The organism is Peribacillus sp. QJM3NY_7 (assembly GCF_056173225.1).
In genome coordinates this window covers 1,205,661-1,225,092 of sequence record NZ_CM149663.1, presented here as the reverse complement: position 1 = coordinate 1,225,092, position 19,432 = coordinate 1,205,661, and the positions used below count along the sequence as shown (strand labels likewise).

The following is a 19,432-nucleotide window of genomic DNA, read 5'->3' as shown; positions in this document are numbered from 1 at the left end:
AATCCTAACATTCTCCGGGAGCCTGCTCCTTTAATATATGCCAACTTCACACTCTTTTCTGAGAGAAATAGATTTTTTATTGATTGATTCTTTAAAATAATGCCATTACATTTTCATTCAAGAGATTAATCATAAATACCCAGGGTCATTTTCCCTAACCATAAATCCAAACAACACCTTCCTTTTTTTACCAAAATAAAAACCGTGTCAATATTCCCATTTTTCCGGTTACACATGGTAAATTATTAACTGGAGGGGAAAAATGAAGAAAATAAATATTATACTGATGGCTGTTCTTGTTTTGTCTTTATTCACTGGACTTAAAACAACTGAGGCAGCCTCAAATGTAAAGGTACATTTCATCAACGTTGGACAAGGAGATTCAATCCTGATACAAACCGGTAATGAAAACGTTTTAATCGATGGCGGCGGTAAAGGAAAGGGCGACGAGGTTGTTGCCTACCTAAAAAAACAAAAGGTAAAAACACTTACTGCATTAGTTTCCACTCACCCAGATGCGGATCATGTTGGCGGTTTTGCTCATGTGATTAAATCGCTTAATGTAAAATCTGTGTATGCCCCTAAAGTTTCACATACTACCCAGGCATACAAAGACTTTTTAACGGCTGTCAAGAAGAAGAAGCTTACAATAAAAAAAGCGAAGACGGGCGTGGAAATCAACACTAAAGCAAAGGATAATTCCCTTAAATTCATTGCACCTGTTAAGGACTATGCTAAGTCTGACTTAAATAATTGGAGTGCTGTCCTGTTGCTTAAACACGGCAAAAAAACATTCTTGTTTACAGGTGATGCCGAAGAAAAAGCAGAGAAGGATATGCTGGCTAAAAAACTGGTACCAAGTGTGGATGTACTTAAAGTAGGCCATCATGGTGCAAAAACATCGACAAGTTCAGCTTTCATTAACAAAACAAAACCGAAATATGCTGTAATCAGTGTAGGGAAAAATGGCTATGGGCACCCTACTTCCACTGTTATACAACGGTTGAATTCAGTGAAAGCCAAAACTTATCGCACAGATAAATCAGGTAACATTATTTTTACTTCTACAGGTCAGAAAATTACTGTAAAGACGGTGAAATAATTGGTACAAGGAATTATTGATCGCTTCGAAGGAAAGATCGCTGTCGTTGAAATCGATGGTGGTGACATGAAGGATTTCCCTAAAAGCGCTCTTCCCAAGGGAGCAAAAGTAGGAGATATGCTGATTATCGATGGTGATACCATCACCATTTCCAAAGAAGGAACTGAAAAATTAAGAAAAGAAATTGACGATTTAATGGATGAATTATTCGAAGATTGATTCCAGGGCCCTTCTTTAATAAGAAGGGCTTGCTTTAAATTTGATTATTCCCGTTTGCATTCTTCTCTGATTTTTCCCCTGAACCCCCTCTTATCGCGGTATATACTTTGAGATTACCTCTGAAGCCTTGACTCCATTAGCATCAGTGAACAGATAAAAGGATTTCCTCTTTGTTTCCTCAATCCTCTGGATCAATTTCGTTTTTAAAAAAGAGGTCCGGTGCAGCTGGTTTTCGAAAGAGCTGCATGACACTGCTATATCGATGGTTTGTCTATTCCTGAATGTGATGGTTGTATGTTTGGAATCCAGGCGCTCATAGGATACCACATGTTCATGTGATAACCAGATGCATTGAGGACGTAACGGAGATGTAGTTGGAAAGAAGAATATCGAACTGGTCGGATCAATCGCGATCGGTGCTTTATGTGTGATGTTTATGAGCTGTTTCGTGCCTTGCTTGCGTCCTTCATAACTTGATCCGAAGAACTCGCAGCTTTTCTTTATTATTTCCATAGGTTTAAACGGGGAGATGAACTCGTCCTCCATTTCAATGATACGGGCATATATTTTACTGCCGTAATTAATTGGCGCAACCATTAGTGTATGTGGCGTGATTTCATATTCCTCGATGATTCCCTGATTGTTTTCCTTCATTTTTAATCCACCTCTTCCTCATTGCTAAACATCGCTATCACTTTCCAAAGCTTATATTCTTAATTGCTTGTACCCTTCCATTCCTGTCCAAGAAGAGTGAAGGGGGATAGTAAATGTATGTTAAATTACTCACTATAATAGCATAGACCTTAAACATATAAAGCAAGTTCACAAAAAATTTGAAATTCTTTTATATAGTGGCTTTTTCGTCATCTAAACGACACATTCTCTATCATAATTTAAATTTTTTAAATTTTCAGTTGATTTTATCCGCTCAAATCCATATAATAATAAAAAGGGTCAGGGGTGGTAACTTTGAAAAATGAAAAATCTTATTCAGAGTCAGTGAAGTCCTTATCAATGAGCGAAATGAAAAACGATGCCGTGGTTCAGGAAATGTTAATTGATATGATTATTCAGGAAGCCGTCCTTACTACCAAAAAGAATCTCCTTGCAAAACAGATCGATGATGCCTTGGATATGAAAAACAAACCTTTATTCTTAAAACTAAGTTCTGAAATGAACGTTTTACTAAAACAATTTGGAAATTAACATTCATGATCAAAAAAGCCTCCCATAATGTCGGGAGGCTTTTTTTCATTATCATCACTCTTTATGAAACATACCCATGACCTCAGCAGTTTCGGTTATATTAACAAAAGCATTCGGATCCACTTCTTTTATCATCGTTTTTACATCGGTTAACTGATAACGTGTAATGACTGTCATCATTACTTTGCTCTTTTCTCCTGAATATGCACCTTCACCATCCATGACAGTAATTCCACGATATAGGTTGGTCAGGAGCTTCGTTTTCATTTCGTCACTCTTTTTGGTAACGATCATCAATGTTAATTTAATGTGATTGGAATGGATCGTATCAATCACCTTTCCTGCTGCATAAATGGAAATCAGCGTATATAATGCGGCATCCCAACCGAAGATGAAGCCTGAGATTACCACCACAACAGCATTCATCACCGAAAGCAATGTACCAAGCGGAAAGTCGCTCTTCTTAGCCAATAGCATGGCAATGATATCAAAGCCGCCAGAAGACCCCGAAGCGCGAAAGACGATGCCTATACCGATTCCCGATATGATTCCGCCAAATAAAGAAGACAAAATCGGTTCAGTGGAAATGCCGTGAACTGGAATGAGGTATAAACTGATGGAAATCACGACAACTGATAATATCGTATAGGTGATAAAGCGTCTCCCTAATTTCAGGTAACCAAGAATCAGCAATGGCAGGTTCATCAGAAAATTCAATATCCCTGTGTTGACTGGGGTGATGATTCCGAACATGATCGCAAGTCCACTAAGTCCGCTGCTTAAAATTAAATGTGGTATCAAAAATAAGTTGTAGGCCACTGCCACAAGCACTGAGCCTACAGTGATCAAAAGTACATTATACATATCCGATCTCCTTAAAACGAACTGGGAATTTAATTTATTATAGTAGAGAACCTAAGATTTTTTAAAATAATAGTTTTTTCTGAAAACGACTACAAACTTCCAATTTCCGTAGAAAAAAAGCCAGCTGGTTTTCAGCTGGCTTTCACTCACCCTTTGTATCTGCATTTTCAACCGTTGAAATCCGTTCGAGCATGGTCGGATGGGAATACCGCAGCCATTTAACCAGGAATGGCGGGTTGACCTGACTCAAACCCGACCTCGTGAGTTCCTGGAAAGTCGTGATTGCTGATTCTTTGTCCCCGGTCATTTCAATGGCATAACGGTCAGCCCTTGTTTCCTGATATCTGGAAACATAATTGGACAGCGGACTCGAAGCAAAGAGCAGCACAGACGTTATCAAGAGAAATAACGGAAGAGATGATATGCTGTCAACCGAACGGACCTTTAACTGATGGCCCCAGCGACCAATGATAAAGTTCATGATTTTCGAAGTCAGCCACAAACCGATTAATGTCAGTCCTAAATAACCTGCAATCCCTATATAAATGTGCTTTTCCACATAATGAGCCATTTCATGTGCCATGATAAAAAGGATTTCATCTTCCTTCAGTTTGTTCAGGGTCGTATCCCAAAGAACTATTCTTGAGTTGGAACCTATGCCGGTCACATATGCATTCAAGGCATTTGTCTTTTCCGCCATATTTACTTCATACACGTGTTCAGCCGGGATCTCAGCCTGTGAGGCTAGTGCCAATATTTCCGTTTCCAGCTCTTTATTTTTGAGAGGATAGAATTCATTGTACAGCGGATCAATCAATACAGGCTGAACGAACATCAGGAACAAGGAAAAAGGAATGGACAACATCCAAGCATAGAACCACCACTTCTTCACACTTTTCTTCATTAACCAATATAAAACCGAAACGATGATGAACATCATCCCAAAATTCACCCAAAATTCGATGACTCCATCCTTCATCCACGAGGTGAAACTTTGTGTACTTATGTGGTAACTCTTGCTCATCCGATATCCAATGAAACTGATTGGAAATAGAGCCAGGTATGAAATAACGGAAAGCCAGAATAAGTAAATGCCCGTTCTGATCACTTTCCGTCTCGAGACTGCCATTGACGATTTTTCAAATGCCTTTGAAAAACCGAATAATAATATGAAGAAATACAGAAGCCATTCATATGGCGTCGATACGAAAAAAATAAAATTCCGCAGTCCTGAATACTCTTCACTAAGCTTTAGTTCCCTTGCATTCAGGAATGTTGCAGGATCTGCTGCCGTTCCACGCAAAGCTTCGGGAATGGTCGTATCCGCTCCATAAAAAATATACCAATACATCGCTGCTGCATAAAGGATATATAATATAATCGCTCTTCCAGCCCATTTTCTAACCATGATGCCCCTCCTTAAAACGAATCTCCCTCTTAATAGTTTAATCCAAAATGGACAGGTTAGAACCGGATTTCCCTTATTATTCACTTCTTACAATTCCCATCATTTTGTTGAATATTTCACAGAATACTCCATCAGTCAAACATGCACTTCCGGGATGGGAGTTTTAAGGCAACGACGAACTTATTCCTTTGCCTAATTGCTAAGATGAAAATCGTTTCATCAAAGGGAGTTTGATTTGTAATGAATGAGCCCGATTAAAGGAACGGCTGGCATGATTGGTCATCCCTTCATCCCGCTATTTTGCAAACCATACAAAAGTGCCATAAGCTCCGGTCGATTATTAACATTCAGTTTTTTGTAAATACGGCTTATATAGTTTTTTACCGTGCCGATCGATAGAAAAAGTTTTGTGGAATTTGCTGATTCGTTTTGCCTTGGGTTAGCAGGATAAGCAGTTCATGCTCGCGTTTAGAAAAAGCCCCCAATTTTCCGATTGCCTTTTCCAAAGTTACTGGTGATCTTTCAACATCCCGCTCCAGCCTTTTCATTAAAATTGATTTGAATGAGGCAGGATAAACGATCTGACCGTTGGCACATTGACGGATTGCCGACAACACTTGTTTCATTCCGCGATCCTGTAACACATAACCAGCTGCACCCTGGCCTATTGCTTCGATAAGATAGTGATTTTCTGAATAGTCAGTAAAAACGACAAAAGGAGTGGATGGGTGTTTTTCCTTAAGGACTGCATGACTTCCTGTCCATACTTCCCTGATGAGCGGGCATCAATAAGAGTGACATCTGGTATGTCTGATGTATGATCAGAATCAAGAAGGTCCATTTCATTTCCAGCATCTCCATGACCTTAATGTCACCTTCTTGTTTGATGATTCCCTCAATTCCTCCCTGACCACCATATATCATTGGCTTAATCGACTTCATAACCTCACCTGTTACTTTTTTTATTTGTTATTAATCCGATAGTTTTTTATAATTGTTCGCCATGGAACAGTTCTAATGGTCTATATTTCACATCATTAATTCACCTGTTAACAAATTTAAACTGTAAAAATACTTTTAATAATTGTGTTCCTCCTGACAATAAAAAAGGCTATCAACCCGTTTGACTTCAGGATGATAGCCTTTTTCTTTGTTCCTCATCTATGAGCGTATCAAGTTTCATGATGCTTTCCTTTGCACGGGGAAAATCAATTTTGCGATAATGGTGTTTTCCGCCTTCTTCTTCATCTTTTTCGTCGGCCCATTTGACGACTTGCTGAAGCGGTGTACGAATAATATCATTCGAAGGTAAGAACGAATCGGTATGAAATAAAATGGCGAGGGAAATGGTCTTTGCCTTGATCGGGTTTTCTCCCAAGCGGATTAACAGTTTATGTGCTCGTTCGGCACCTTTGATGGGGTGAATATCATTTTGTTTATAAAGATCATAATCCCATTTACCATTGCGATACCAGGTGAAATGACCCATATCATGCAATAGCCCGGCTTTAGCGGCAATATCAGGGTCGACATTATATTCATTTGCTAAGTGAAACGCATGGTATGCTACCGCAATCGCATGTGCCAGACCTGAACGGTTCAAGTATTTTTGAGCAATGGGATGTGTAAAAATATCCAAAAGTTTTACATCTCTCATCTAACCCCTCCTTACAATATTGTGGAAATTTTTAATGACAATCATAACTCTTTTCGAAACAAGAATCAAGGTTTTAAGATTCTTCAATATACTTTATGCAGCCTCATACACTTTGGTTGTACAAAAAAGACCATTGCCGGTTATAGGCAATGATCTCCTCATGATCAATGTAATTCAGTTTTGCAGTACATGGTTTTTCAAGGAACGTCGTAAAATTTTACCGGTCGCGTTTTTTGGAAGTTCATCCAAAAACTCAATTTTTGCCGGCACCTTATATTTGGCCAAGTGTTCCATGCAATGGGCAAGCAGCTCTTCCTCGGTCAATGCATTGTTTTTCTTTACCACAAAGCATTTAACCACTTCCCCCTGATTGGGATCGGGAACGCCAATGGCTGCTGCCTCAACTACTTCAGGATGGGCATACAAAACCTCCTCCACTTCACGTGGATAGACATTATAGCCACCGACGATGATAAGCTCCTTTTTACGATCTACAATGAAAAAGTAGCCTTCATTATCCATCCTGGCTAAATCGCCTGTATATAACCAGCCATTTTTTAAGACAGCGGCTGATTCTTCAGGCATTTTATAATAACCTTTCATTACATTCGGACCCCTGACAATCAATTCTCCTACACCATTGATCGGCACTTCTTCTCCAAGCTCATTGACCACTTTGTTTTCCACCCTAAGGATGGATGTTCCGATGGAACCCGCCTTCCTTGGACGGTCCAAAGGATTGAAGCAGGTAACAGGGGAAGCTTCGGATAAGCCATATCCTTCTGAAACCCTAACATTAAATTTCCGCTCGAATGATTCAAGCAGGGACACTGGCATGGCGGATCCGCCCGATATGCATATCCGCAAAGACTTCAAAGCATCCTCTTTCGCATCTGGATATTGAAAAAGAAAGTTATACATCGTAGGCACGCCAGCAAAAACGGTTGCATCATACTTTTTGATTTGCCTGAATATTTCCTTTGGACTGAATTGCGGGACAATTAAAAGCGTACCTCCGCTTATCAACGGGGCATTCACAACTACCGTTAAACTGAAAACATGGAACATTGGCAATGTCGTAATGACACGGTCACTTTCCGTGATATTTAAATATTCACCAATATCATGTGCATTGGAGTAGATATTGGTATGTGTGAGCATGGCCCCCTTTGGTTTCCCCGTTGTCCCGGAAGTATAAAGTATGATTGCCGTATCTTCAGGATCCAGTTCAGGACCTTTAAAGCCTTCATCCCCCGATTCGACCATTTTTGTAAACGATTTCATTTTATTGCAGATGTTAAATTCGCTACTATCCCCACTATGCAGCTGCGTTTCACAAATTACATATTGTTCTACGCTTGAAAGGATAGGTTTCATTTTCTCCAGTAAGGGTAAAAGCTTATCTAATGCCACAACAACCTTTACATCGCCATTATTCAGGATATAACCAATCTCGTCAGGTGTGTATATTGGATTGACGGGAATTACGGTCGCCCCTGCTCGCATAGCTCCATACAATGAAATGATGAAATGTGGAGAGTTGCCTAATAACAGCGCAATGTTATCACCTTTTGAAACACCAAGCCTATGTAATTCGTCCGCGAACTTCGTAACGGCTTTATCCAATTCCCCATATGTAGTGGATTGATCCAAAAAGTAATATGCTGGCTTATCCGCCTTTTTTAAAGCCATTTGATGAAGCTGTTCAGATAAATTCATCTTTCTCCCCCCCTGCAAATAGCATGAATGAATGGTCATTCATTTTTATGGTGAACTAAATACATTTTTATTATATTAAAAGAATGCGATCACAGCAACCATTTTATCCATATTCAAGCAATTACTGTCATTATTAGTCACAAAAGCCGTCCTAATAAGTCGGGACGGCTTTCAGGCTTAATATATTAAAGCCAATATTTCTTCTTTTGTTACATTGCCAAAATAATGACGAACATCGATCTCATCCAATACTCTGCTGATTGCTTCCTTTTCATAGCGTGTTCCAGTAAGCTTTCGTTCAATATCCGCGACCTCTCCAACCCCGAAGAAATCACCGTAGATCTTGCAGTTTTCAATGATTCCCCTGTTCACTTCAAGGCGGATATCAACAGATCCCACAGGAAATCTATGTGAGTTTTGCAAGTTGAATTTAGGTGATTTTCCGTAATTCCACTCCCAATTTTGATACCTATCTTCCGAGATTTCGTGAATTTTCTCCCAATCCGTTTCTGTTAAAACATACTCTGTAACCTTTCCGGTTTCTTTGAAAATATTTTGCAGAAGAAATGAACGGAATTCTTCAACAGACATCGGTTCTTTTAGAAAATCGGCGATATTACCGACACGGCTTCTTATTGATTTAATCCCTTTGGACTCGATTTTATCTTTTTTCACTTTTAAAGCGGATACAATGTGATCCATTTCTGATTGAAACAGCAATGTTCCATGACTGAACATTCTGCCCTTCGTTGAAAACATCGCGTTTCCCGAAATTTTCTTTCCTTCAGCCAGAATATCGTTACGACCGCTCAATTCAGCATGTATTCCTAGTTTCTCGAGCGTTTCCACGACAGGCTGGGTGAATTTCTTGAAGTTATGGAAACTGTCCCCATCGTCTTTCGTAATGAAACTGAAATTGAGATTCCCTAGGTCATGATAAACCGCTCCACCCCCGGAAAGGCGGCGAACAACTGTAATGCCCTTTTCATCTACATAATCGGAATTGATTTCTTCGATCGTATTTTGATTTCTGCCTATGATGATTGAAGGTCGATTAATGTAAAATAAAAGATATGCTTCATCTATGTTTAAATGTTTAAGCGCATATTCTTCGATGGCCAGGTTAATTCTTGGATCTGTAATTCCCTTATTATCAATAAAAAGCACAGTTGTTCCTCCTTGTAGACTTTATATCACTGATGTTTCATTTATAGTTGGAACTCGAGATTGGTTTTGGCTACAGCTATTTCCCTTTTGAATACCTCGGATGCTTCTTTTTTCAGTTGATCGAGATTCCCATAATGAGGGAGGTGAGTTAACAGCAACAGCTGGACGTCAGCCTTTTCTGCCAGCAGGCCCGCTTCCCTTGCCGTCATATGCCCCGCCTTTGAACCATCCATATCACTGTAAAAGTTACTTTCACATAATAAAACATTTGCGTCTTTAGCGAAATCTGCTAGCTCATCCATATATGAACTGTCACCTGTGTAAACTATCGAATGATTTTCAGCTTCGATCCTCATTGCAAAACAAGGGACTGGATGTTTTGTTTTCATGAACGTAAATTTACACGGTCCAATGGTTAAGGCGTGATCAGCAGAGATGGCTATCCCCTTTGTCACGTCTTTGTATGTTAACTTACCAAATTCGACTTCGTCCAAATCATGACCATATATAGGAATCGTCCTTTTTTCGCTGCCCAATATCTGCTGTATGAACGCAGCGTGCTGCAGGACACCAATATCCGCTACATGATCAGGATGATAGTGGGATAATACAACTGCACCAAGATCCTCCGGCTTCATATGGTTTTGAAGCTGTGATAGGACACCGCTGCCACAATCAAGCAGAATGCGAAAATCTTCATATTCAAGCAAATAGCCGGAACTTGCCTCATTTTTAGCTGGATAACCGCCCCAGCACCCAATTACGGTGATTTTCATTCTTAGGCACTCCTTTTTTTCTCTCAATGACTTCCCCATTAATATAAACTATTCTTGCCCTTATTTCACCTTTTTTACTTATGTTATAAAACATTCATTGACATCTCAAATCTGTTATAATACAATAAAACCATAGAAAAGCGAATAATAAAAAATTCAGGAGATGATGTTCATGATTCAAAGTAGCGTTGAGTTCTTTAAAAATCTGCCACCGAAACAATGCACGGAATGCGGAAAAAAAATTGAAGAACAGCACGAATGTTATGGAAACCACTGTGATCATTGTCTTTCTGGAGAGTAGTAGTCTTTATGTTTCACCATCCTATCCCAAATAGCAGGATGAATTCATAGATGTTTCGGTTTCGCAGCTGAAAAAAACCCCAATAAAAGAAGAGATGCCGATCATCGGCATCTCTTCTTTTATTGGGGTTCATTGCCTTTCAGCAAAAAAATAGAATGATCACGTAACGGATAATCCTTTGAACAAATATATTTTAAATAGTTCAGCAATTTCCTCTTTCTCTAATGGGGCATGGTTCCTTTCCCAATCAAAGATCAGGGCAAGGTACATCTTTAGCATCAGGAAAGCTGTTATCTCCGGATCGCAAGGTTGTATATGGCCCTTATCAATCGCTATTTTTAGTTTTTCCTTAATGTAGGATACAATGGCTTCTTCCATTTCATTAACCATTTCCTGAACGGCCGGCGTACCAATTTCCCGCTCTTCCTGAAGAAGTTTTAATGATAATTGATGTTCCTGCCTGAACTCCAGAATTCGATAAACGGCCCGATGCAGGTTTTCAAAAAAGGAGAGTTGGTCATCCAAAGATTGTTCCGCCTCATATTTCATTTCCTCTATCATCCGCTGAACGATTTCTTTAAATAGCTCTTCTTTATTTTTATAAAAGGTATAAATGGTCCCTTTTCCCACATTGGCAATTTTAGCGACTTGATCCATCGTCGTTGCCTTATAGCCAAAAAGTGAAAACGACTTGGTCGCAGCTTCCAAAATTAATTTTTTACGATCAACAGACATTTCCCACCTCAATTCTGACCAGACGGACAAAACAGTCATTATGTTCAACGATATCATACCAAAAATTTTCAGTTTTTTCAATTATATTTTCAATTCCCAAGAGAAACAATGGCCATCCCCGTTACTGGACAGCCACTTTTCGAAAATACATATTTATTTAAATCTGCAAGGCCAAAGGCAGCGTCGCTTTCCCAGTGAATAACATAACTTCAAATGAAAATATGCAGAGCACATGGCAAGCATGGTTAAACTAATTTTCCCCTATGGACTGATCATTTTTCCTGTAATCTGTTTAAAATGATCGTGGCCAAAGCATCGATGAATTCAGGTTTAACATTGGGCATATCCGGCCTATAGTAGCCTGCGCCAATCTCTTCCGTCACAACCTTACATTCATAATCGTTATCATAGAGGACTTCAAGGTGCTCGGCAACAAAGCCAACAGGAATATATATGAAAGCTTTATAACCTTTTGCTTGATGAAGATCTCTGGTTAAATCCTGTACATCGGGTCCCAACCATGGTTCAGGAGTTTGTCCAGCGCTTTGCCAGCCTACTGCATAATTGGTAACCCCTGCGCCTTCAGCGATCATGTCTGCCGTTTCTTTCAGTTGATTTGGATACGGATCTCCCGATTGCAAGATTTTTTCCGGGAGGCTATGTGCCGACACAATCAAAGCGAAATTATCGCGTTCTTCCGAGGTCATTTTCCCAATCACTTCTTTTACCTGGTCTACCCAATATTGGATGAATTTTGGCTCATCATACCAGCTTTCAACGGAAGTGATGGTCAGATCCCCCAATTTAGCGGCTTCATCCTGGGCACGTCCATTATAAGACTTCACGCTGAATGTTGAAAAATGCGGTGCCAATACGATACTGACCGCTTCTTTGATTCCATCTTCATGCATTTGTTTCACTGCGTCTTCAACAAAAGGTTCAATATGTTTCAGTCCAAGATATGCCTTGAATTCAACTTCCTCCTGGACGGAATTCAATTTTTTTTCAAGCGCTTCAGCTTGTCCTGCCGTTATTTTTGCAAGCGGGGATAATCCACCTATCGCTTCATATCTGCCTTTAAGGTCGGCAATCAATTCGTCGCTTGGCCGTCTTCCATGACGAATATGTGTATAATACCTTTCAATATCCTCTTCAGTGTATGGAGTACCATAAGCCATGACTAAAAGGCCCATTTTTTTTCTTGACATGAAATTACACCTCTTTTAAAGATTTCGTTCTTTTATTGTGCATTCAATTAAGGAGTTTTAGCAAATGGTTCGCTCACATTACTTCATTTTTGATGAATATTCGTGAATGAAAGCGGTCAGCCTCTTCAGTGTTTCCGGATTTACGGATGGGAAAACGCCATGACCAAGATTAAAGATGTAGCCGCCCTGTTCCATGCCCTGATCCAAGATCCTTTTAGTCCGTTCTTCTATAACATCCCATGATGATAATAGCAGGGCAGGATCAAGATTACCTTGTACCGTTTTCTGGATTCCCATTTGTCTTGCTTCTGTAATTGGCAGTCTCCAATCAAGTCCGACTACATCAATCGGAAGATCATTCCACTCAAGTGCCAAGTGACTTGCGCCGACCCCGAACATGATTAGCGGTACATTTTCTTCTCGCAATGAAGAAAAGATACGAGTCATGATCGGCTTGATGAACACGCGGTAATCTTCAACATTCAGAGCACCCACCCATGAATCAAAGATTTGGACGGCTTTGACGCCGGCTTTAATTTGTGACTTGACATAGATGATGATCATATCCGCTAGCTTATCCATTAATGCAAACCAGGCCTTTGGCTCGGAATACATGAAAGCTTTCGTCTTATTGTAGTTTTTGGAGGGGCCGCCTTCAATCATGTATGAAGCAATGGTGAACGGAGCCCCGGAGAAACCGATCAAAGGAACGGACAATTGCTCCGTGGTCAATAATTTAATCGTGTCCAACACATATGGGATGTCTTTCTCTGGGTTCAATTCACCTAATTTTTCAACATCTGTCACTGATTGGATCGGATTGGCTATGACTGGACCGATTCCGGACTTAATCTCAACATCGACACCAATCGCTGGTAGCGGTGTCATTATATCTTTATATAAAATCGCAGCGTCTACATCATATTGCTCAACTGGCAATCTAGTTACATAAGCGCATAATTCCGGCTGATGAGTAATTTCAAAAAGTGAGTACTTCTCTTTCAACTTACGGTATTCCGGCTGTGAACGGCCAGCCTGACGCATATACCAAACAGGCACATGATCCGTTTTCTCTCCTCTTGCAGCTTTTAAAAATGTATCATTCGTAATTTCCTTAGACATTAATATCCACCTTTCAAGCAATCACGTTTCTATTTTTATTCATTACCTACATAGAATATCAGAAGGATGTTGAATTTCAAATCGAATCTCCTTAAACTATAGCTTTTTCTATAATATATTTGTCAAATAATCGACTTTTATATATGTATCTTACCGGTTTACCAGTTTAATGGTTAGTTTGGAAATGGTAAAAGCACTATTCATTGGGTAAAATGGGTATACAGGTACTATATAGAAATTGGAGGGGAATTTATGAATGTATTCATCACATCAGGTACTTATGATTTTTTGAAATTAAAAAAAGATAAACACCCAAATGAAAAAATATTACTTATGCAGAATGCTCAAAACACTGTACTTTTACATGAAACTACAGGTAAAACGCTCTTCAGCTCGCCACGAAAATATGAGGTAGTCGATGGGAAGGGAACTCTTCAAGATCATGGATATGTGGTCATGAACAATATCCCTGTCAGTGAGGAAGGACGGACGGTATTTGAACACCGTTTTAAAAACAGGGCCGGATTCATTGAAAATGAACCAGGCTTCGTTGCCCTTCGTATCCTGCGTCCAATCAACTCTGAAACATATGTAATCTTAACGATTTGGGAAAAACAATCGGACTTTATGAACTGGAAGAAATCCAGTTCATTCCAGCAGGCGCATAACAGTGACTCCAAACCTCCTGTTACGAATTCCAGCCAGAAAATGTTTTCAGGTGAAGCCTTTGTGACCCAATATACATTGGTGAAGGATTCCGAAGAATAATCCATCCCTGCTCAATAAGAGGCCCATCCTAAAGGATGGGCCTCTTCATAGTAATGCAGAACGTTATTTGGACGCTAAAAGTCATAAAAACCTATAACAATCCGACAAATTCCTTCTTTATTTCCGGGGAAATGCAACCGATATTTACATATATTTCATCAGAATCCTTTATTCAAAGCATCTAGATCCCAGGAATTTATACAATTTAAACAAGATTAAACTATATGCCGCCCCTAATGCAAAACCTGCCAAGATATCAGTTGGAAAGTGAACTTTCATAATGATCCTGCTGACACCGATCAGCAGGACCAGACAAACGAAACCAATTCCCATTGCCCATTTCAATGAGTTTCCTTTAATTTCATTCATGATTATATAAGCTACCATACTGAAGAAAATAATGCCCACATTGCGTGGCCACTTGGAAAACTGAAGCCAGCGGTCTCCATTAAATGATTTTCAGGGCGCACTCTTTTAACATGATTTTTTATCCACCCGTTTAACATCACCCTCAGCAATTCCGATAGAGAAGACGGCCATGTTCCAATAGTCCTTCTTCATTATCCACAAATATAGAACACATAATATGCTTCCAAAACCAATGAACTTGGATTTCCCAAGATAGGTAATGGACTTGAAGAAAGTGAGCGAAAAAGTATTTTCCCCTACGGAAAAAAGTTCCGTAATATATGTATCGAACGCTAAAGCCTCCTCCCTTTGGACTTCATGCACCAAAAAAAAGAATAGCAACACGCAAAGCAAAACCAAAGCAATCCAGAAATATTTAATCATTATATATCTCTCCTGAAGGTATTTAATACACTTTGGATCATTCAGAATATGATATACTACTTACAATTAATCCAATCATTGGGAGGTGCAAAATGATACAGCGATTACACGATCTTCTGGATGGTTCATATGAAGAAATGGTTTCCATCAGGCGTTATCTTCATCAACACCCCGAGCTTTCTTTTCAAGAAACCCAAACGGCGGCCTTCATCGCTGGATATTATGAAAAACTTGGAATCGAACACCGGACGAATGTAGGCGGTAATGGTGTTATCGCCAAGGTCACAGGCAGTAAGCCTGGTAAAACCGTAGCATTGCGCGCTGATTTCGACGCCTTACCCATTCAAGATGAAAAAGAAGTTCACTATAAATCTTCCGTACCCGGGGTCATGCATGCGTGTGGACACGATGGCCATACAGCGACACTCCTTGTCCTTGCTAAAAACCTGAATGAACTGAAGGATGAGCTCGAAGGTGAATATATATTTATCCACCAGCATGCTGAAGAATATGCTCCAGGGGGTGCCAAACCGATGATTGAGGCTGGCTGCCTTGATGGAGTGGATGTAATTTTCGGCACCCATTTATGGGCAACGGCCCCAACCGGAACAGTCCAATACGCTTATGGACCCCTTATGGCCGCTGCTGACCGTTTTGAAATCACCATTCAAGGGCAGGGCGGGCATGGAGCCCAGCCGCATAAAACCCGTGATGCAATCTTAGTCGGCTCTCAGCTCGTCATGGCCCTGCAGCAAATCGTAAGCCGCCGCCTAAACCCAATAGATTCGGCAGTCATTACCGTCGGATCCTTTGTAGCAGATAATGCCTTTAACGTCATTGCAGATAAGGCTAAAATAATCGGGACCGTCCGCACATTCAAGGAAGATGTCCGTTCATTCATTAGCGAAGAAATGGAGCGGATTGTTAAAGGAACCTGCATAGCTGCGGACTGTACCTATGAATATCAATACTTTCAAGGCTATCCAGCAGTTATTCCACATGTCGAGGAAACTAAATTCCTCATCGAAAGTACTAAGTCAGTCAAGGAAGTTTTGGTTACAGAGGAAATTGACCCGGATATGACAGGTGAAGATTTTTCTTATTATTTACAAAATGTAAAAGGTACATTCTTCTTTACGGGAGCCAGGCCGAAAAATGAACATACATATCCACATCATCATCCTTTGTTTGACATTGATGAAAATGCGATGCTCATTGCAGCCAAAATATTAGGCACTGCAGCGGTGACCTATCACAATAAAAAACAATCATCCCAAATGGTTAATGAATCTTTATTGCGGTAATAGTGAAGGGACGGGTTATCCCCGTCCCTTACTGTTTAAGAAGTCTGATTCGGTAACAATGGACAGCCGTTTCCCCAAGATGTTCCAACAAATGATGGTTGGCATATCCACCGACAGCTGCCCCAATACCTGGAACGAGCTGGAACATTTTGATGACATCTATGTGATCGCGATATTCCTGCTGAAATTCTTGCCAGTCTATTTCCGGCCATTTCCCTGAATCCCATTCCTCTATTACCCGTAATGTTTCAAATTTCTTCTCCTCGCTTGAAAATGCCATCTGGAAGATATGGAGAATGAATAAACGTTCCTCATATTTATTTGGATCGAAACCGTATATACGGGATAGTTCGAATAATAATTTCATCTTGATGCTAAGCAGTAATGGGAAATCAGCCAATCCAATTAAAAGCCCTGCCGCTCCGGTTCCCACACCTTCTATAACGGCCGTTTTCCGATATGCCGTTACAGTTTCCGCAACCCACTCTTCTTTTTGCTGCAAGGTTAGTAGCACTACATTTTTTTCTTTAGACATATATTTAGAACCTGATAATACGGCCTCTATCATCCCTTTAATACTATCAGTAATTACTTTGTGCACTCGGTCTGGAATATAACCATTCAATTTGATTTGCGCCTTTTTGGACATCCGCTCAAGCCTGCCGGGTTTCTTGGCTACTTTCTTTTTCCATGATACTAGTTCAGATAATGCCTTTTGTTCATATTCATCCATCATTCAACACCTCCGTTAAATATGTATATACCCCCTATGAGGCTTTTAGTTTCAATTTTCACTTCTTAAAAGAATAAAATAACTAAAACGTTTTTTGGGGGTTGTAAAAGTATCCAATGTTGTTTTCCACTCCAGACTGGTCCATTTCGAACCAAATTTTAGAATAGGTGATCCTTGATATTTTTACTGTCATCCTTAACGGATGGAAGAAATTTGCGGCACCCTGCCGAAAAACTGGCTAGCCGGGACCCCACAGACGCTTGCGTCGAGGAGGCTTGGCAGACCGTCGGCGGAAAGGGAGCGGATTTCTGGAATCAACTGAAACCTTAATAAAGAAAAAGCTGATTTTATGAAAAATCAGCTTCTGCTTAAAAGTTTTTTATTTTCTTTGTTGCATAAATTTTAAAACCGAATATGAAAACAAGCCCCATTGCCAAGGCGGCTAAAGCGGACATCCATTCCCCTTTGACTAGCAGGACCAAACTGAAGACAAGGTCCTCAAATAATAGGAAATAGGAAATTAGTTTTATTACTGCAGATTCTCTCATTTTTGCTGGCAATGGATACAATGAGACCCATACTTTCCACTCATGTGCCTTCCAAACCGGCAGCAGTTGCAGGGCTGTCATGAATAAGAACATGAACGTAACAATCAAATGTGCAAATATGTTAGTGAATACACTTAAAATCACGGATCCCATGATCGTTAAACGAAAACAAAGTCCCACATAATCATTGGATCGCAGAAGGGTACGGGCGTAAAGATAGGTATAAGTTGACTTATCACCATACGGAATGAGTGCTAATAGCCAGTCCATCCATTTCCTTCTCGCTACCTTCCCTTTTAAATGAGGAACATCAGTAAACATGTTCGCTATTCGATAGAAGGAATTCATCCGTTTGTTTTCCAGTTCCACCAGCCGTTCCCACTTTAACACGAAACCTTTAGTCGCGCTTCGGTAATACATGTAAAGTGCTAACAATAATAAGAAGGTTATAAGTGCAAACAGTATATTTGCCCTTGAACAGATGAAATAAAGAATCACGCCATTAAGTAAAAAGCGGATGAGAGAGTCCCAATGGCTCACTGATGTATCCTGATATTTCAATACCAGCCAGCGCATGGTCAAATTCAAAAACTTCAAAATAAGCAAAACGGCCAGGATGATTCCAAGGTCCTTACCTCCTGCACCCGTAACCTTCGCATACATCGGTATCGATGCAATCAGGACAACCAGAAGTATAAAGCCCTGCATGACCCAGCTTAATATCAATGTATTCTTGAAATAACTTCTCAACTTCGTTTCAAGCGGAAGCAGGAATACCGTATCGGGTTCTTTCAAGAAAGTATTTATCGGGCTTCTGGTTACAATGATCGATAAAACAAAGGCCATGATCAATGCAGCAGGAAAATCACTGTTTAACGTCTTCACCCAATCACTGTAATAATAAGCCAACCCACCCAGAACCAAAACCATAACAAAAACAAGATGGCCATTAAAAATATAACGAAGATATTTTTGCGTTTCATTTATATAGCCTAAATATCTTTCCTTCCAGAGATTTTGACTATTCATGACCGATTTCTTCTTTCGTCAATTGGATATATAAATCGTCCAGAGTTGCCCCTGGCATGGAAAATTGTTCACGAAGCTGCTCAAGATTGCCTTTCGCCCGAATCTCTCCATTATGCAGTATGATGAAAGAATCACAATACCTCTCGGCTGTCGCCAGAATGTGTGTAGACATTAAAATTCCCGCTCCGCTCTCTTTCATCTTCCTCATCAAATCAAGCAGGGATTGAATGCCTAGTGGATCAAGACCTACGAAGGGTTCATCGACGATATATAAAGACGGCTGTACTAAAAAGGCGCACATTATCATGACCTTTTGCTTCATTCCCTTTGAAAAATGGGCCGGGAACCATTTAAGCCTTTTCTCCATATGGAATTCCTTTAACAGAACGTCCATCCTTTCTTTAAATGTGGCTTCCGCCAAACCATGTGCCATGGCTGTAAGCTTTAAATGCTCCTCAAGTGTAAGCTCATCATACAAAATGGGCGTTTCTGGAACATAAGTGAATTGTTTTCGATATGTATCCGGGTCCTGAGCTAGTGTTTTACCATGAATCGAGACGCTTCCGCCTTTCGGCTCCATTAGTCCGATGATATGTTTAATCGTCGTACTTTTCCCAGCCCCGTTAAGCCCAATTAACCCAACCAGCTCATTTGGCTGAATGTCAAAACTTATTCCTTTTAAAACGGGCGTTTTCGTGTATCCGCCCACTAACTGCTTTATTTCCAATAAGGACATATAAACGATCCTTTCTATATAGAGGTTCTTATTTCCAT

The 19,432-nt window shown here is 40.1% G+C and carries 24 protein-coding genes; 6 read left to right on the top strand and 18 right to left on the bottom strand.

Annotation, left to right across the window (positions count from 1 at the left end; genetic code table 11):
- The first annotated feature begins 262 nt into the window (after positions 1 to 262).
- Together AC0VX1_RS05895 and AC0VX1_RS05890 are read left to right on the top strand one after the other, a co-directional pair.
- Positions 263 to 1,102 carry a ComEC/Rec2 family competence protein gene (locus tag AC0VX1_RS05895; protein WP_475470352.1) on the top strand — a complete coding sequence of 280 codons (840 nt, stop codon included), beginning with the start codon at positions 263 to 265 and terminating at the stop codon, positions 1,100 to 1,102.
- Positions 1,103 to 1,321, top strand: a complete 219-nt coding sequence (locus tag AC0VX1_RS05890; RefSeq protein ID WP_057275817.1) for a DUF3006 domain-containing protein — start codon at positions 1,103 to 1,105, stop codon at positions 1,319 to 1,321. It abuts the gene before it with no gap.
- A 90-nt stretch (positions 1,322 to 1,411) separates the two neighbouring features.
- On the opposite strand, the gene AC0VX1_RS05885 is transcribed toward AC0VX1_RS05890, so the two are convergent.
- Positions 1,412 to 1,975 carry a competence protein ComK gene (locus tag AC0VX1_RS05885; protein ID WP_063577099.1) on the bottom strand — a complete coding sequence of 188 codons (564 nt, stop codon included), beginning with the start codon at positions 1,973 to 1,975 and terminating at the stop codon, positions 1,412 to 1,414.
- Positions 1,976 to 2,290: 315 nt separating this feature from the next.
- Between AC0VX1_RS05885 and AC0VX1_RS05880 the strand changes: the two genes are divergently transcribed.
- Positions 2,291 to 2,527: an IDEAL domain-containing protein gene (locus AC0VX1_RS05880; RefSeq protein WP_048680068.1), complete on the top strand. Its 237-nt coding sequence runs from the start codon at positions 2,291 to 2,293 to the stop codon at positions 2,525 to 2,527.
- Between the two features lie 54 nt (positions 2,528 to 2,581).
- Here AC0VX1_RS05880 and AC0VX1_RS05875 read toward each other — a convergent pair whose 3' ends face one another.
- The 9 genes from AC0VX1_RS05875 to AC0VX1_RS05835 all read right to left on the bottom strand — a co-directional run bounded on the left by AC0VX1_RS05875 (position 2,582) and on the right by AC0VX1_RS05835 (position 10,118).
- Positions 2,582 to 3,391, bottom strand: coding sequence for a YitT family protein (locus AC0VX1_RS05875; RefSeq protein ID WP_063577100.1), 810 nt, complete (start codon positions 3,389 to 3,391; stop codon positions 2,582 to 2,584).
- A 142-nt stretch (positions 3,392 to 3,533) separates the two neighbouring features.
- Complete coding sequence (locus tag AC0VX1_RS05870) at positions 3,534 to 4,799, bottom strand: M48 family metallopeptidase (protein WP_413009418.1); 1,266 nt, start codon at positions 4,797 to 4,799, stop codon at positions 3,534 to 3,536.
- A gap of 279 nt (positions 4,800 to 5,078) precedes the next feature.
- Positions 5,079 to 5,171 carry a hypothetical protein gene (locus AC0VX1_RS05865; RefSeq protein ID WP_411740244.1) on the bottom strand — a complete coding sequence of 31 codons (93 nt, stop codon included), beginning with the start codon at positions 5,169 to 5,171 and terminating at the stop codon, positions 5,079 to 5,081.
- An 8-nt stretch (positions 5,172 to 5,179) separates the two neighbouring features.
- On the bottom strand, positions 5,180 to 5,443 hold the full coding sequence (locus AC0VX1_RS05860) for a hypothetical protein (protein ID WP_475470348.1): 264 nt from the start codon (positions 5,441 to 5,443) through the stop codon (positions 5,180 to 5,182).
- Positions 5,444 to 5,537: 94 nt separating this feature from the next.
- Positions 5,538 to 5,741: a hypothetical protein gene (locus AC0VX1_RS05855; RefSeq protein ID WP_475470347.1), complete on the bottom strand. Its 204-nt coding sequence runs from the start codon at positions 5,739 to 5,741 to the stop codon at positions 5,538 to 5,540.
- 187 nt (positions 5,742 to 5,928) lie between these two features.
- Entirely contained in the window at positions 5,929 to 6,456 is a 528-nt protein-coding gene (locus AC0VX1_RS05850) for an HD domain-containing protein (RefSeq protein WP_034314654.1), read from the bottom strand.
- A 174-nt stretch (positions 6,457 to 6,630) separates the two neighbouring features.
- The gene (locus AC0VX1_RS05845; RefSeq protein WP_475470345.1) at positions 6,631 to 8,175 is read right to left on the bottom strand and encodes a fatty acid--CoA ligase family protein; all 1,545 of its coding nucleotides are present in this window, start codon (positions 8,173 to 8,175) and stop codon (positions 6,631 to 6,633) included.
- Between the two features lie 177 nt (positions 8,176 to 8,352).
- Complete coding sequence (locus AC0VX1_RS05840; protein ID WP_475470343.1) at positions 8,353 to 9,342, bottom strand: lipoate--protein ligase; 990 nt, start codon at positions 9,340 to 9,342, stop codon at positions 8,353 to 8,355.
- Between the two features lie 41 nt (positions 9,343 to 9,383).
- Positions 9,384 to 10,118 (bottom strand): MBL fold metallo-hydrolase, encoded by a 735-nt coding sequence (locus tag AC0VX1_RS05835; protein WP_063577104.1) that lies wholly within the window; start codon positions 10,116 to 10,118, stop codon positions 9,384 to 9,386.
- Between the two features lie 172 nt (positions 10,119 to 10,290).
- Here AC0VX1_RS05835 and yhfH point away from each other — a divergent pair, with 172 nt between their 5' ends.
- A complete protein-coding gene (gene yhfH, locus AC0VX1_RS05830) occupies positions 10,291 to 10,419 on the top strand; it encodes a protein YhfH (protein WP_065310849.1) in 129 nt (42 codons plus the stop codon).
- A 159-nt stretch (positions 10,420 to 10,578) separates the two neighbouring features.
- On the opposite strand, the gene AC0VX1_RS05825 is transcribed toward yhfH, so the two are convergent.
- From AC0VX1_RS05825 to hemE, 3 genes are all read right to left on the bottom strand, one after another.
- Positions 10,579 to 11,154 (bottom strand): TetR/AcrR family transcriptional regulator, encoded by a 576-nt coding sequence (locus AC0VX1_RS05825; RefSeq protein WP_057275809.1) that lies wholly within the window; start codon positions 11,152 to 11,154, stop codon positions 10,579 to 10,581.
- Positions 11,155 to 11,426: 272 nt separating this feature from the next.
- Positions 11,427 to 12,362, bottom strand: a complete 936-nt coding sequence (hemH, locus tag AC0VX1_RS05820) for a ferrochelatase (RefSeq protein ID WP_034314663.1) — start codon at positions 12,360 to 12,362, stop codon at positions 11,427 to 11,429.
- Between the two features lie 78 nt (positions 12,363 to 12,440).
- The gene (hemE, locus tag AC0VX1_RS05815; RefSeq protein WP_096339856.1) at positions 12,441 to 13,484 is read right to left on the bottom strand and encodes a uroporphyrinogen decarboxylase; all 1,044 of its coding nucleotides are present in this window, start codon (positions 13,482 to 13,484) and stop codon (positions 12,441 to 12,443) included.
- A gap of 252 nt (positions 13,485 to 13,736) precedes the next feature.
- Here hemE and AC0VX1_RS05810 point away from each other — a divergent pair, with 252 nt between their 5' ends.
- The gene (locus AC0VX1_RS05810; RefSeq protein WP_475470340.1) at positions 13,737 to 14,252 is read left to right on the top strand and encodes an antibiotic biosynthesis monooxygenase family protein; all 516 of its coding nucleotides are present in this window, start codon (positions 13,737 to 13,739) and stop codon (positions 14,250 to 14,252) included.
- Between the two features lie 168 nt (positions 14,253 to 14,420).
- On the opposite strand, the gene AC0VX1_RS05805 is transcribed toward AC0VX1_RS05810, so the two are convergent.
- Entirely contained in the window at positions 14,421 to 14,660 is a 240-nt protein-coding gene (locus tag AC0VX1_RS05805) for a phosphatase PAP2 family protein (RefSeq protein WP_475470338.1), read from the bottom strand.
- A gap of 66 nt (positions 14,661 to 14,726) precedes the next feature.
- Positions 14,727 to 15,044 (bottom strand): hypothetical protein, encoded by a 318-nt coding sequence (locus tag AC0VX1_RS05800; protein WP_475470337.1) that lies wholly within the window; start codon positions 15,042 to 15,044, stop codon positions 14,727 to 14,729.
- 92 nt (positions 15,045 to 15,136) lie between these two features.
- Here AC0VX1_RS05800 and AC0VX1_RS05795 point away from each other — a divergent pair, with 92 nt between their 5' ends.
- Positions 15,137 to 16,348: a M20 family metallopeptidase gene (locus AC0VX1_RS05795; protein WP_098864182.1), complete on the top strand. Its 1,212-nt coding sequence runs from the start codon at positions 15,137 to 15,139 to the stop codon at positions 16,346 to 16,348.
- 28 nt (positions 16,349 to 16,376) lie between these two features.
- Here the strand turns inward: AC0VX1_RS05795 and AC0VX1_RS05790 are convergent, their stop codons facing one another.
- The 3 genes from AC0VX1_RS05790 to AC0VX1_RS05780 form a co-directional block, all read right to left on the bottom strand.
- Positions 16,377 to 17,084: an EcsC family protein gene (locus tag AC0VX1_RS05790; protein WP_222620129.1), complete on the bottom strand. Its 708-nt coding sequence runs from the start codon at positions 17,082 to 17,084 to the stop codon at positions 16,377 to 16,379.
- A 365-nt stretch (positions 17,085 to 17,449) separates the two neighbouring features.
- Positions 17,450 to 18,658, bottom strand: a complete 1,209-nt coding sequence (locus AC0VX1_RS05785; RefSeq protein ID WP_475470334.1) for an ABC transporter permease — start codon at positions 18,656 to 18,658, stop codon at positions 17,450 to 17,452.
- Positions 18,651 to 19,394, bottom strand: coding sequence for an ABC transporter ATP-binding protein (locus tag AC0VX1_RS05780; RefSeq protein ID WP_048677969.1), 744 nt, complete (start codon positions 19,392 to 19,394; stop codon positions 18,651 to 18,653). The genes AC0VX1_RS05785 and AC0VX1_RS05780 overlap by 8 nt, the downstream gene beginning before the upstream one ends.
- Positions 19,395 to 19,432 lie beyond the last annotated feature (38 nt).

Excerpts from the sequence above, each read along its gene's own strand:
- AC0VX1_RS05895 (WP_475470352.1), top strand. The coding sequence starts at position 263 with ATGAAGAAAATAAATATTATACTGATGGCTGTTCTTGTTTTGTCTTTA.
- AC0VX1_RS05885 (WP_063577099.1), bottom strand. The coding sequence starts at position 1,975 with ATGAAGGAAAACAATCAGGGAATCATCGAGGAATATGAAATCACGCCA.
- AC0VX1_RS05875 (WP_063577100.1), bottom strand. The coding sequence starts at position 3,391 with ATGTATAATGTACTTTTGATCACTGTAGGCTCAGTGCTTGTGGCAGTG.
- AC0VX1_RS05870 (WP_413009418.1), bottom strand. The coding sequence starts at position 4,799 with ATGGTTAGAAAATGGGCTGGAAGAGCGATTATATTATATATCCTTTAT.
- AC0VX1_RS05855 (WP_475470347.1), bottom strand. The coding sequence starts at position 5,741 with ATGAAGTCGATTAAGCCAATGATATATGGTGGTCAGGGAGGAATTGAG.
- AC0VX1_RS05850 (WP_034314654.1), bottom strand. The coding sequence starts at position 6,456 with ATGAGAGATGTAAAACTTTTGGATATTTTTACACATCCCATTGCTCAA.
- AC0VX1_RS05845 (WP_475470345.1), bottom strand. The coding sequence starts at position 8,175 with ATGAATTTATCTGAACAGCTTCATCAAATGGCTTTAAAAAAGGCGGAT.
- AC0VX1_RS05835 (WP_063577104.1), bottom strand. The coding sequence starts at position 10,118 with ATGAAAATCACCGTAATTGGGTGCTGGGGCGGTTATCCAGCTAAAAAT.
- yhfH (WP_065310849.1), top strand. The coding sequence starts at position 10,291 with ATGATTCAAAGTAGCGTTGAGTTCTTTAAAAATCTGCCACCGAAACAA.
- AC0VX1_RS05825 (WP_057275809.1), bottom strand. The coding sequence starts at position 11,154 with ATGTCTGTTGATCGTAAAAAATTAATTTTGGAAGCTGCGACCAAGTCG.
- hemH (WP_034314663.1), bottom strand. The coding sequence starts at position 12,362 with ATGTCAAGAAAAAAAATGGGCCTTTTAGTCATGGCTTATGGTACTCCA.
- hemE (WP_096339856.1), bottom strand. The coding sequence starts at position 13,484 with ATGTCTAAGGAAATTACGAATGATACATTTTTAAAAGCTGCAAGAGGA.
- AC0VX1_RS05810 (WP_475470340.1), top strand. The coding sequence starts at position 13,737 with ATGAATGTATTCATCACATCAGGTACTTATGATTTTTTGAAATTAAAA.
- AC0VX1_RS05800 (WP_475470337.1), bottom strand. The coding sequence starts at position 15,044 with ATGATTAAATATTTCTGGATTGCTTTGGTTTTGCTTTGCGTGTTGCTA.
- AC0VX1_RS05795 (WP_098864182.1), top strand. The coding sequence starts at position 15,137 with ATGATACAGCGATTACACGATCTTCTGGATGGTTCATATGAAGAAATG.
- AC0VX1_RS05790 (WP_222620129.1), bottom strand. The coding sequence starts at position 17,084 with ATGATGGATGAATATGAACAAAAGGCATTATCTGAACTAGTATCATGG.
- AC0VX1_RS05785 (WP_475470334.1), bottom strand. The coding sequence starts at position 18,658 with ATGAATAGTCAAAATCTCTGGAAGGAAAGATATTTAGGCTATATAAAT.
- AC0VX1_RS05780 (WP_048677969.1), bottom strand. The coding sequence starts at position 19,394 with ATGTCCTTATTGGAAATAAAGCAGTTAGTGGGCGGATACACGAAAACG.